Genomic DNA, 11,832 nt, shown 5'->3' with positions numbered 1-11,832 from the left:
GGACCTCTTAGGGTGAACCGGCTCAGGGCCCGTCCCACGATCCACGGGGGAATCGAGGGGGCGGGCCCCTCAGTCCAACGGTCACCATTCAGGGGAGACAGCAACATGAGCGACGAGACCACAACGGACGACATCCACGCGACGTCCGAGCCGGCCACCGCCACCGCACTGGGCGACATCCACGCCACGAGCGAGCCGGTCAAGGAGTCCAAGACCACGGCGACGCTCCTGGGCGACATCCACGCCACGACGGAACCGACGGCCACGACGGACGACATCCACGCGACGGACGAGACGGCCTGACCCACGGGGCTCCGACAGACGTACACCTGCACGGGGAACGACCGCGGCGGCGCGGAGGGGGAGCCGCCGCGGTCGTGGTGTTTGGGGGGCGGAGTCAGAGGCCCCTGACGACCACCTTGGGGCCGCACAGCTTCCCCATGTCGTCCTCGTCGGACGTGTACAGCACCACACCTCCCGCCTGCCGCTCCGCGATCACCGCCAGTGCCGCGTCGATCGCGTACTTGTGGCCGTGCAGGCCGGTGCCCTCAAGCAACCCGATCGCAGCGTCGGCGACCTCCTTGGTCACGGGCTCCACCACAATCCGGGACATGGCCCACGCCCAGGCCCCCCGTTTCACCTGACCGTGGTACGCCTCGATGAGCGTCATGGAGCTGGTGACCAGACGAATGCCCGAACGGCGGGCGTCCTTGAGCCTGGACAGCATCACCCGCTCACCGAGCACCGCCCGCGACAGCGCCTCGCAGTCCAGCACATAGCAACTGGACATCCTCAACTCGCCTTCGGGTACTGCGCCTCGGCCGCCGCCTCGCGCTCAGCGAAAATACGCTCGACCTCCCGGCGCTCGGCCTCGGCCGCCGCCAGTTCGGCCTCGGTGACCGGCCCGTGTTCCTCCTCCAGCCACGCCACCAGCTCCCCCAGCCGGTCCTGCTCCCGCTGACGCTCTATGGCCCGCGTGACATAGGCACTGAACCCGCCGGGCCCGACCTCGCTCCGGATCTCCTCGGCGAGCTCCTCCGGCAGAGTCACGGTGTACTTCTTCGTTGCCATACCAATCACCATACCGCCCCTTTCCGGGCTCGGCCTGTCGTCGGCCACGCTTTCGAGGGCCGCGAGCGGTTCGGCGCCGAAATACGTCGTGACGTTCACCGCCCGGCCGCGTTCCGCAATACGGCGGCCAGCTTCCGCGCGGTGGCCGCGTTGCAGCCGCCGAGCGCGACCAGGCCCCTCGGCGTCCGGTAACTCCCCGCGAAACTCGGCAGATCGATCCGCAGGGACGGCAGGGTGATGCCGTGCTCGCGAAGGGCGTCGCGGAGTTCCTCGACGCAAAGGGTGACGTCGAAGACGGTGGGTTCGGATTGCATGGGCTCCATGGGGCGGGACCTCCCTGCTCAGCACGCACTCATGCGCGCTCTGTGACGATTCCCTCACAGAGTGACGTGACGGTGCGTACCGTGGAAGGGCTTCGGATTGCGCAGCGCAACTGGAAAGAGGCGGTGGTGAGTTGTGCCTTCCCGTAAGGACCCCGACGCGTCCGCGAACGTCCCGTCCTTCTACGGCGCCGAGTTGCGCTACCTGAGGGAGCAGGCGGGCCTGACGCTGGAGCAACTGGCCGAGGGGAGTTGGCGGGGCATCTCCCTCCTGAGCCAGATCGAGCGCGGCGAACGCAGGATGCCGGAGGATCTGGCCCGCCATGTCGACGCCAAGCTCGACACGGACGGCTTTTTCATGCGGCGCTGTGAAGACGTGAGCAGGGCGAAGAGGTCGGGGCATGCGGAGTACTTCGTAGATGTGCTGGAGATGGAGGAGCACGCAGAGTCGATCGAGGAGTGGGCGCCGATGCTGGTGCCAGGCCTGCTCCAGACGCCCGCTTACGCCCGCGCACTCACGCGCGCGGCAATGCCACGGGCCTCTGACGCGGAGGTCGAGGAGAAGGTCCGGGCCCGGATGGAGCGGGCGGCGATCTTCGACTCCGAGCAGCCTCCCGCGTTCTGGGCCATCCTCGACGAGTCGCTGCTGCGCCGCCGGGTTCTCCCCGACGAGGGAATGGCCGAACTCCTGGAGCACATCGCAGAGGTGATCAGGACGACGCACTCCATTGCACAGATCGTTCCGGAAACCGCCGCCGCCCACCCGTTCATGATGGGCATGACCAAGATGATGGCCTTCTCGGACGCACCACCTGTCGTCTACACCGAGAGCCTGCACAGCGGGCAACTCATCGACTACCCGGCGCTCGTGAAGCAGTACCGGGAGTCGTACGATCTGCTCAGGGCCACCGCTTTGCCGCCTGAAGCGTCCCTGGCCATGATCGAGACCGCGGCAGAGGACTACCGAAATGGCAAGCACCGAGCTTGACTTGAGCACCGCGCTCTGGCGAAAGAGCACGTACAGCAACGGCACCGGCGGAGACTGCGTCGAGGTGTCCTCCGCCCCCGGCATCGTCCCCGTACGGGACTCCAAGACCGCCCCCCACAACGGCCCCGTACTCCTCTTCCGGGCCGGGGCCTGGGCAGCCTTCCTCACTGAAGTGAAGGGCTGACGTCGGGACGGCCCTCTCGGTACGCGATCATGCGTTCATGCCCCTGAGAGACACCCTTGCCCGAGTCGACGCAGACCTGGCCGCCGGCCGGGTTCCCGTCGCGCGCCAACGCCTGCGCGGGCTGGTGTCGTCCTTTCCGAACGACCTGATGGTTCGCCGACGCCTGGCCGAGGCGTACCGCCTGTATGGAGAGCCTGCAGAAGCGGGCCGCTGGATGTACCTCGAACAGGACAGGGACGCAGCTGAGACCTCCGCCTTCGAGGCGAGGTACCACACTGCTCCGCAGCGCATGCGGGCACTTGCCTGGCAGGGCCGTGAGTCGCTTGCCCGAACAGCCTTTGCCCGAGAGCAATTGGCAGCAGTACGAACAGCTTGCTCCGATGCCATGGGGCGCCCCGTCGACTGGGACACGGTGCCATCCGGCAAGAAGGAGGACGCCGGGGGAAGCGCCCTCGCCGACTTTCTGGCAGGGGCTGGATGCCTGGTTGCAGTCCTTCTGTTCCTTGCGATCTGGGTAAATGGCCTCGTCGCCTTGTTCGACTGACTCAGGCCACCGGAGCATGTCACCGGGTGGAGGAGCGGACAGGCCTAGAGGACGAAGACCGTCATCCAGACCGCCCACATTCCCACCGAGAGAACGAGAACAGCGCCCGGGCCGAGCCAGCGGCCGATCCAGACGATGGTGTTCCGTCCAGCCGACCCGGCTCCGAGAGCACGCCGAGTCAGCACATGGCTGATCTGCCGTGATACGCACAGCGCACTGGGCAGGACAGGTACCAGGGACATCACGACCCGCACGTACCACTCCGCGTCCGAACGGCTCGGGCCCAACAGGAGACTTCCGACCGCCAACAGGGCTGCGATCACGAACCACAGCCATGACCTGGCGGCCAGTACGTCCGAAGCCGGGAACCACACGTTGTTCGCGTTCTTCTAGGAGCGGTATCGCCGTACAGCCCGTAGGCCGTCGAGGCTCCCCCGTACCACCGGTCGGCTCCCTCCGCGCAACGAGCGTAACGGCGGTCGTACCGGTGGTGGGCTCTTGCCGCCCTGCTCCGGGCCCGGAGCCCGGCCGCCTCGACCGCCCCCGACACGAGGTGCCCGTCTCCCCTTGAGTTGCAATGCCCCACCCCTTGATCACACGGCAGCACGACAATTCACCACCAGGGGCGTGATCGTACGATCGAGATTCGGTGAAGGATTCATCGTGAAAGGTTCATAATGGGACGTCAGATATACATTCCATAAAGGCCCGACAACGGATTCGCATCGCCAAGTCAGGCAAAGCGGAACAGTGCATTCCAATCGCCCCGACCGAAGAAACCTGCCGTTCACCCGCCGTCGCCCCAAGGACTCCAAGTCGTGGCGTGATTGTGATGCATACGATGGCGTGATCCTTGCGTACAGAACCCGACCCATACGGCTGTCAATCGCGTGCCCCCCACTCAAAGCATCACCAACGCCTCTTCCAGGCCGGGACCTTGGCAGCCCTCCCCACCGACGTAAAAGGCCAAGACCTGCCCAGTCGCCAGGCTCTACCCTCCCGGGCATGACCAAGTTCTTCGCCACTGTGTGCCTGCCGCCGACGGCTCCCCGGAAGGTCCCGCAGGCAGTGGCCGCGGCCATGGCGCCCTACAACTCCGAGCTGAGCGACGAGTGGAGTCCGGACGGCCACTGGGACTGGTGGGCCATCCACTCCGGCGCGGGCAGCGCGTACCTCGTACTGCCCGAGTACGACGGCGACCGCAGGCTCGTCACGGCGAGGACCGTGCCGCGCAGGAAGGCCAGGCTCGATGCCCTCGGGCCGCTCGAATGCCACGGCGGACCTCGGGGCCTGCTCGACTTCGACGCCATGCGGAGCAGGGCGGCGCACGCGTACGACGCCCTGCTCGCCGCCTGGACCGAGCTGACCGCGATACACCCGCCGGCCCGCCCGTTCGCCGAGTTCCTCGCCCGCCACGAGGCCGATCCCGAAAAGTACTCCCTGGCAGACGCCAAGAAGGAGCACCTGGCACAGCCGCTGGTGCAGGAGGTGGCGCAACGAGCCGTCGCGGGAGACCCGCACTTCGACACGTCGTTCCTGCTCAACGACCCGGTCGAGTACTTCGCGCAGGGTCACGAGGAGGCCCGGCTGTGGGCTGTCCGGGGCGCCGTGCCCGGCTTCGCCCTGGTCACTCTCGACGGCGAGTGGACGGACGCGGAGACAGACGACGGCCACTGGGAAGAGGCCAACCGCCATCTCGACGACCTCGACGCCGAGACCGTCGTCGTCAACGTGCTGTGCCACTGCTGACCTCGACCCGGCGATTCCGATGCGCGTTCCCCTGACGACAGTCGCATCGCGCGGCGTCCGCTCCCGAAAGCCGTCACACAGCCCAGGACTTGAGCAACTCGGCCACACTGCGGACCGTGCAGCTCTCCCTGCCATCTGATACCCACCACCCCGACCCCATCAGCGATCAGACGGTCCACGGACGCAGGACCATGAGCGACTCCTCCAAGGCCGCCACCATGGCGAAGGGAAACCGGTCGAGTTCGAGACAGAGGGCGACGTCGTCAGGATGGACGCCTTGGCGCACCCCCTCCGTCAACTCGGCTGCGGCGCGCGAGTCGGCGGCGCGACGGAGGAACCCGGCAGCGTCCGCCCCGACCCCGTCGGCTCTGCCGGCGATGTACTGAGCGCACGCCAGATCTTCCTCGGCCTGCCCGTCCTCTCCGGTGACCACGAACGTGACGTGGTCACACTCACGCGTCCGCAGGAGCCGAGCCGTCGCCTCCGCCACCACGAAGCTCGCGCACAGCACCAGCGACGCGTCCTTGACCGCGAGGGCACCGACCGTCCCCGCCGTGGTCTTCTGCACGACGGTCCGCCCGGTCAGATCGGCAGACCGCAGCAGGCCCGGCGAGTTGACCATCTCGAACCCGGGCGCGGGCGGCCCGTCCTTGAGCGCCACCCAGTCGGGGTGACGAGCCTTGAGCGCCAGGGCGTCGTCCAGCGACTCGGCAAGAACGATCTGTTCCGCCCCTTGGGCAAAGGCCCAGGCAGCCACGGTGAAAGCACGCATGACGTCGACCACGACGGCCACGGAGGGGACTTCGGTCAGTTCGGCGATGCCGAGGAAGTGAGCGTCCATTCCGACCATGATCGCGGATGCCCCATCCGCAGCACCCCGCGAGCGACGAATACCCTTTGCCATTTCCATGGCAAATGCCCGATTCGGCTTGGTATTTCGTGTGTAGCTTCTGTACCGAAGTGAACATCGTCGCCGCGGCAATCCGGGCTCCAGGCGCACTCGTACGCATCGCCGGATGAGGAACCCTCATGAGACGCAGCACCTTCCTGGCCGCAGCCACGGCAGCCACCGCCACCGCCCTGTCCGCCTCCCTCTTCACCGGCCTCCCCCCCGGCCCAGGCCGACAGCGCCGACGGCGGTCCCGTCCTGTCCTATGCCGAGGGCTGGTTCAGCGCCCCGGGGATGCTCTTCGTCACCGCGCACTCCGACAGCCCCCTCACCCGCATCACGGCCCACTTCTCTCCGCTCGACGCACCGGCCGGGGACCCGGAGGCCGGGGAGACCGAGGACTTCACCCAGTACTCCGGGCAGGACGCACGCTCCGGCGTCTGGCGGGCGCCGGTCCACCTGGCCGATCTCGGCGACTACCGGGTGACCGTCGATCTGCTGGACGCATCCGGCGCCACCCTGACCGGCGCCCCTGCCCGGTACCCCCTGCGGTACGAGACCACCCTCACGATCCCCGACCTGACCGCCACCCCCACCGTGCCGGACTACCTCCACCAGCGGGTCTCCGTCAGCGGCACCGTGCTCGCCACGGATCCCCGCCACCCCGAGGACTCCGTCCCCGCCGCCGCCGGCGTACCCGTCGGCATCGGGTTCGGGCACGGTGGCCGGGTGACCGCGACCACCGCGGAGGAGGACTTCGCCCGCACCTTCACCACACCGATCAACAACGCCTACTGGCGCGCCCGCTTCAACGGCAATCCCGACCTGGCCACCAACACCAGCAAGCCCGTACACCGCTACCGCTACGCCACCCGCATCACCGGCTTCCACGCCTCCCCCGACCCGGTCCGCAAGACGTACCCGATCGATTTCACAGGCACCCTCCAGTACAAGGACGGCACCACCTGGAAGCCGCTCAACGGCGGTTCCACGACCCTCTACTTCCGGCCCCGCGGCTCCACCAAGTACCACTTCGTCACCAGCGTCGGCGCGGACAGACACGGTCACCTCGACGGCATGGCGCTCGCCAAGCAGGACGGCACCTGGGCCGTCGCCTTCGACCGCCAGACCTGGGACCACTACTTGAAGAGCGCCCGGGTCACCGACTACGTCGACGTCCGATAGCCCCCCACTCAACTCCCCCCTCAACTCCCGCCTCTCAACTCCCCCTTGACCACCTTCCCACTAGCGTTCCGAGGCAGCCCGCTCACGAACTCCACCACCCGCGGCACCTTGTAGTTCGCCATCTCCCGCCGAGCCCAGGCGATCAGATCGTCCCCCGTCAGAGACACCCCCGGCCGCCGCACCACGTACGCCTTCCCGACCTCCCCGAGCCGCCCGTCCGGTACGCCGATCACCGCGACGTCCGCCACATCCGGGTGCAGGCCGAGGAGTTGCTCGATCTCCGCCGGGTACGCGTTGAAGCCGCCGACGATGAACATGTCCTTGAGGCGGTCGGTGATCCGCAGGTTGCCGTCGGTATCCAGGACGCCTACGTCGCCCGTCCTCAACCAGCCCTCCCCCGTGACCACTTCGGCCGTGCTCTCCGCGTCCTCGAAGTACCCCCGCATGACGTTGAAGCCCCGCACCAGCACCTCCCCGGGCTCACCGACAGGTGCCTCCACCTTCACCTCGGCCCCCGGCACCGCCCGCCCGGACGTCGACGCGATCACCTCGGCCGCATCCCCCCGGCGGCACATCGTGACGATCCCGCTCGCCTCCGAAAGCCCGTACGCCGTCAGGACGGTGGCCACTCCCAGCTCCGTACGCAACCGTTCCACCAGCCGCAACGGCACCACCGCCGCACCCGTCACCACCAGCCGCAGGGAAGAAAGGTCGTAGGAGTCACGCGACGGGTGGTCCAGGAGCGACTGGAGCAGAGTGGGTGGGCCGGGGAGGACCGACACCCGCTCCGCCGCCACGTTCGCCAGGACCGTGTCCACGTTGAACACCGGCTGCGGAATCACCGTCGCGCCCCGCATCAGACACGCCAACACCCCTGCCTTGTAGCCGAAGGTGTGGAAGAACGGGTTCACGACGAGATAGCGGTCCCCCTCCCGCAGCCCCGCCAACTCGCTCCAGATCTCGTACGCCCGCAGCGACTGCTCATGCGTGATCACCGCCCCCTTCGGCCGCCCCGTCGTCCCCGACGTGAAGACGATGTCCGAGGGATCCGAACCCCGCACACCCTCCGCCCGCGCCCGGACGGCCTCCGCCCCCACCCCGTCCCCGCCCGCCAAGAAGTCCTTCCACGTACGGAATTCAGCGGGCGCGTCCTCCCCCAGCACCACCACGTCCGTCAGCTCCGGAAGCCCCGGCAACGGGCCCCGGCCGTCACCCTGCCCCGCCGCCCTCCGCAGCGACGCCACGTACGACGTGCCCAGGAACGTCCCCGTCACGAACAGCAACTTCGCCCGGCTGCGCGCCAGTACGTACGCCGCCTCCGTCCCCTTGAAGCGGGTGTTCAGCGGTACGAGCACCGCGCCCGCCGAGACCGCGCCCAGCGCGGACACCATCCAGTCGAGGGAGTTGGGCGCCCAGATCGCCACCCGGTCGCCGGCCTCCACCCCGCCCGCGATGCAAGCCGCCGCCGCGTGCTCCACCCGCGCGCCCAACTCCGCGTACGAGACCCGCGTACGTCCGTCCACGACCGCCTCGGCGTCGCCGTACCGCTCCGCCGCCGCCCGGACCAGCCCCGGAATGCTGCCCCACTCCAAGTCACCGCGCACCGTCGGCCTCCCCACAACATCCCGCACACAAGAGCTGACTGACCGTCAGATTAGCTGTAACCTGACGCCCTGTCAGCAGCCAGCCGGGCGCTCGCGCGGAGGTGCACTCACAGCTATGGCCATTACCGCCGGCATCAAAGACGCCACCGCCATCGCCGGGATCGGACAGACCCCCTTCGCCCGCCAACTCCCCGAGAACGAGCGGACGTTGGCCTGCCGTGCGATCCTCGCCGCGCTCGACGACGCGGGCATCGCCCCCGCCGAGGTCGACGCCCTCGCCTCCTACACGATGGAGGAGACCGACGAGGTCGAGGTCGCCAAGGCGCTCGGCCTCGGTGACCTCACCTTCTTCTCCAAGGTGGGCTACGGCGGCGGCGGTTCCTGCGCCACCGTCGCCCATCTCGCCGCCGCCGTCGCCTCCGGCCAGGCCACGGTCGGTGTGGCGTGGCGGTCACGGAAGAGGGGGTCAGGGCCGCGTCCGTGGCGGAACACGACCGCCCAACTCCCCACACCCGCCCAGTGGACCCGCCCCTTCGGACTCCTCCGGCCCTCCGACGAGATCGCCATGCTCACCCGCCGCCACATGCACGAGTACGGCACGACCCGCGACCACCTCTTCAACGTCGCCCTCGCCTGCCGCAACCGGGCCAACCAGAACCCGGCCGCGATCATGTACGACCGTCCGCTCACCCGCGAGATGTACATGACCTCCCGCTGGATCAGCGAACCCCTCTGCCTCTTCGACAACTGCCTTGAGACCGACGGGGCGTTGGCCGTCGTGATCGTCTCCGCCGAGCGGGCCCGCGACTGCCGACGCGCCCCCGTCTACATCCACTCCGCCGCCCAGGGTCTGCCCGCCCAGCACCACGGGATGGTCAACTACTGGAACGACGACCCGCTGACCGGCCCGGCCTGGACAGCCGCCCGACACCTCTGGAAACACGCCGACTTCACCCCGGACGACGTCCAAGTCGCCCAGATCTACGACGCGTTCACCGCCCTCATCCCGCTCTCCCTGGAGGGCTACGGCTTCTGCGGACGCGGCGAGGGCGGCGCCTTCACCGAGGGCGGCGCCCTGGAGATCGGCGGCCGGCTGCCGATGAACACCGGCGGGGGCGGCCTCAGCGAGGCCTACGTCCATGGCTTCAACCTCATCACCGAGGGCGTACGGCAACTGCGCGGCACGAGCACCGCCCAGGTCCCCGGGGCCACCACCTGCCTGGTCACGGCAGGTGAGGGCGTCCCCACCTCCGCCCTTCTGTTGAGAAGTTGAGAGCCCCGAGGAGTTGAGATGCTGACACCGGTCGTCGACGAAGACGGCGCCCCCTTCTGGGAGTACGCCGCCCAGGGCGAACTCCGCGTCCAGACCTGCGCCGACTGCGCCGAACCCCGCTTCCCGCCCCGCCCCTGCTGCCCCCACTGCCAGTCCTTCGCGAGCGAGTGGCGCCAGGTCAGCGGACGCGGACGGATCTGGTCGTACGTCGTCCCGCATCCGCCGCTCCTCCCGGACTACGCCGAGCTGGCCCCGTACAACGTGATCGTGGTCGAGCTGGCGGACGCGCCGCGGATCCGGCTGGTCGGCAATCTGGTCACGGGCCCCGACGCACCCCTCAACTCCCTTCCCCCCGACCGGATTCGCATCGGGGCGCGGGTGCAGGTGGTATTCACGGGAGCCGGTCTTCCGCAGTGGGTCCTGGAGCGCCCGTGAGCGGCCTGAGCCTGTCGGCCGACAAGGACACCGGGGTCGCCGTCCTCACCCTCGACCGGCCGCGCAAGCTCAACGCCATCGACCTCGCCACCGCCACCGAACTGGCCGTCACCTGGCGGGAGTTGCGCTTCGACGACACCGTACGGGCGGTGGTCCTGACGGGCGCAGGCCCGCGCGCCTTCTGCACCGGGCTCGACCGCACCGCGACCGTCCCGCAGCCCAACTCCCCCTACATGGTGGACGATCCGCTGGAGAGGATCGGGCCGAAGGCCAACGACCTCTGGAAGCCGGTGATCGCGGCGGTGAACGGTATGGCGTGCGGCGGCGCCTTCTATCTGCTAGCGGAGTCGGAGTTCGTCGTCGCCGACCCGGCCGCGACCTTCTTCGACCCGCACACCACGTACGGCATGGTCAGCGCGTACGAGACGATGGGCATGGCGCAGCGGATGCCGTACGGGGAGATCGCGCGGATGGCGCTGATGGGGACGGCGGAGCGGGTGTCGGCGACGCGGGCGTACGAGATCGGCCTGGTCAGTGAAGTGACCGCGCCCGGCGGGGTGTTGGCCGCAGCCGTGGAGTGCGCCCGGGTCATCGCGTCGTATCCGCCGGAGGGGGTGCAGGGCACGGTTCGCGCGGTGTGGGCGGCGAAGGAGGCGGCCCGTACGCACGCTCTCGCCTACGCCCCGCACCTGGTGCGACTGGGCAATCTCCCGGGGGACCGGCAGGCGGAACTCTTCGCCGCCAGGGCCCCGGATTTCCGGTTGCGATAGCAACGTCTACCCTTTGCATCATGGCTGAGAACCGCGTAGTGAACCGTGTCCTCGTACAGCATCCTGCACCTGGTCGGAGACGTGGTCGGGCTGATCCACGCGCTCGGCGAGGAGACGGCGTACGTCGTCGGGCACGACTGGGGCGCGCCCGTCGCCTGGCACACCGCGCTGCTGCGGCCGGACGTCGTGCGCGGGGTGGCGGGTCTGAGCGTGCCGCCGCCGTTCCGGGGCGACCGGCGGCCCCTTGGCGTGATGGAGGCGATGTTCGGCGGCCGTTTCTACTGGAACTACATCAACCGCCCCGGGGTCGCCGACGCCGAACTGGCCCGCGACCCGCGCACCACCCTCCGCAAGACCCTGTACGCCTTCTCCGGCGACAGCCCCGACTCGGGCACCGGCAAGCAGCCGCTGATCGAGCCCGGCCAGGGCTGGCTGGACACGATGCCCGACCCGGAGCAACTCCCGGCCTGGCTCACGGAGAAGGACCTCGACCACCTCACCGACAGCTTCGCGGGCACCTTCACGGGCGCCCTCAACTGGTACCGCAACATCGACCGCAACTGGGAGCTGACGGCGGCCTGGCACGAGGCGGTGGTCAGTACGCCCGCGCTGTACGTGTACGGCGACAAGGACCTGGTACCGGCGTTCCCGGGCACACCCCAACTCATCGAGCAGCTCCCGGAGTTGATGCCGAACCTGCGGCGCCCGCCGGTGGTCCTCGAGGGCTGCGGCCACTGGACGCAGCAGGAACGGCCGGAGGAGGTCAACGCGGAACTGGTCCCGTTCCTCACGGAGTTGAGGGACGGCACCAGCTGAGTGC

At 68.9% G+C, this 11,832-nt stretch carries 15 protein-coding genes; 10 read left to right on the top strand and 5 right to left on the bottom strand.

The genetic code is table 11. The features are described from left to right. The first annotated feature begins 105 nt into the window (after positions 1-105). Entirely contained in the window at positions 106-303 is a 198-nt protein-coding gene (locus OG787_RS27790) for a hypothetical protein (RefSeq protein ID WP_369037748.1), read from the top strand. A gap of 94 nt (positions 304-397) precedes the next feature. On the opposite strand, the gene OG787_RS27785 is transcribed toward OG787_RS27790, so the two are convergent. The 3 genes from OG787_RS27785 to OG787_RS27775 all read right to left on the bottom strand — a co-directional run bounded on the left by OG787_RS27785 (position 398) and on the right by OG787_RS27775 (position 1,394). Continuing rightward, complete coding sequence (locus OG787_RS27785) at positions 398-790, bottom strand: type II toxin-antitoxin system VapC family toxin (RefSeq protein ID WP_369037747.1); 393 nt, start codon at positions 788-790, stop codon at positions 398-400. Positions 791-792: 2 nt separating this feature from the next. Beyond that, on the bottom strand, positions 793-1,071 hold the full coding sequence (locus tag OG787_RS27780) for a hypothetical protein (protein ID WP_405536789.1): 279 nt from the start codon (positions 1,069-1,071) through the stop codon (positions 793-795). Positions 1,072-1,166: 95 nt separating this feature from the next. Then, a complete protein-coding gene (locus tag OG787_RS27775) occupies positions 1,167-1,394 on the bottom strand; it encodes a hypothetical protein (protein ID WP_369037745.1) in 228 nt (75 codons plus the stop codon). A gap of 133 nt (positions 1,395-1,527) precedes the next feature. Between OG787_RS27775 and OG787_RS27770 the strand changes: the two genes are divergently transcribed. From OG787_RS27770 to OG787_RS27755, 4 genes are all read left to right on the top strand, one after another. Further along, complete coding sequence (locus OG787_RS27770; RefSeq protein WP_405536787.1) at positions 1,528-2,379, top strand: helix-turn-helix domain-containing protein; 852 nt, start codon at positions 1,528-1,530, stop codon at positions 2,377-2,379. Beyond that, positions 2,360-2,563, top strand: coding sequence for a DUF397 domain-containing protein (locus OG787_RS27765; RefSeq protein WP_369037743.1), 204 nt, complete (start codon positions 2,360-2,362; stop codon positions 2,561-2,563). Before OG787_RS27770 ends, OG787_RS27765 begins: the two co-directional genes overlap by 20 nt. 37 nt (positions 2,564-2,600) lie before the next feature. Beyond that, positions 2,601-3,107 carry a DUF6584 family protein gene (locus OG787_RS27760; protein WP_405536785.1) on the top strand — a complete coding sequence of 169 codons (507 nt, stop codon included), beginning with the start codon at positions 2,601-2,603 and terminating at the stop codon, positions 3,105-3,107. A 1,005-nt stretch (positions 3,108-4,112) separates the two neighbouring features. Continuing rightward, positions 4,113-4,856: a hypothetical protein gene (locus OG787_RS27755; RefSeq protein ID WP_405536784.1), complete on the top strand. Its 744-nt coding sequence runs from the start codon at positions 4,113-4,115 to the stop codon at positions 4,854-4,856. Between the two features lie 166 nt (positions 4,857-5,022). Here OG787_RS27755 and OG787_RS27750 read toward each other — a convergent pair whose 3' ends face one another. Further along, entirely contained in the window at positions 5,023-5,697 is a 675-nt protein-coding gene (locus tag OG787_RS27750) for a 2-phosphosulfolactate phosphatase (RefSeq protein ID WP_405536783.1), read from the bottom strand. A 342-nt stretch (positions 5,698-6,039) separates the two neighbouring features. Here OG787_RS27750 and OG787_RS27745 point away from each other — a divergent pair, with 342 nt between their 5' ends. Continuing rightward, complete coding sequence (locus tag OG787_RS27745) at positions 6,040-6,930, top strand: hypothetical protein (protein WP_405536782.1); 891 nt, start codon at positions 6,040-6,042, stop codon at positions 6,928-6,930. A 20-nt stretch (positions 6,931-6,950) separates the two neighbouring features. On the opposite strand, the gene OG787_RS27740 is transcribed toward OG787_RS27745, so the two are convergent. Further along, the gene (locus OG787_RS27740) at positions 6,951-8,534 is read right to left on the bottom strand and encodes a FadD3 family acyl-CoA ligase (RefSeq protein WP_405536781.1); all 1,584 of its coding nucleotides are present in this window, start codon (positions 8,532-8,534) and stop codon (positions 6,951-6,953) included. 115 nt (positions 8,535-8,649) lie between these two features. Between OG787_RS27740 and OG787_RS27735 the strand changes: the two genes are divergently transcribed. The 4 genes from OG787_RS27735 to OG787_RS27720 are packed head-to-tail and all read left to right on the top strand — an operon-like array spanning position 8,650 to position 11,828. Beyond that, on the top strand, positions 8,650-9,807 hold the full coding sequence (locus OG787_RS27735; RefSeq protein WP_405536779.1) for a lipid-transfer protein: 1,158 nt from the start codon (positions 8,650-8,652) through the stop codon (positions 9,805-9,807). Between the two features lie 18 nt (positions 9,808-9,825). Further along, on the top strand, positions 9,826-10,242 hold the full coding sequence (locus tag OG787_RS27730) for a Zn-ribbon domain-containing OB-fold protein (RefSeq protein ID WP_405536777.1): 417 nt from the start codon (positions 9,826-9,828) through the stop codon (positions 10,240-10,242). After that, a complete protein-coding gene (locus OG787_RS27725) occupies positions 10,239-11,012 on the top strand; it encodes an enoyl-CoA hydratase/isomerase family protein (RefSeq protein WP_405536776.1) in 774 nt (257 codons plus the stop codon). Before OG787_RS27730 ends, OG787_RS27725 begins: the two co-directional genes overlap by 4 nt. A gap of 45 nt (positions 11,013-11,057) precedes the next feature. Then, complete coding sequence (locus tag OG787_RS27720; RefSeq protein WP_405536774.1) at positions 11,058-11,828, top strand: alpha/beta fold hydrolase; 771 nt, start codon at positions 11,058-11,060, stop codon at positions 11,826-11,828. The last annotated feature ends 4 nt before the right edge of the window (positions 11,829-11,832 follow it).

It is taken from the genome of Streptomyces sp. NBC_00075 (assembly GCF_045041225.1).
Lineage (GTDB): Bacteria > Actinomycetota > Actinomycetes > Streptomycetales > Streptomycetaceae > Streptomyces > Streptomyces adonidis.
Note: the sequence above shows the minus strand (reverse complement) of the source record. Positions and strands in the feature narration are given on the sequence as shown.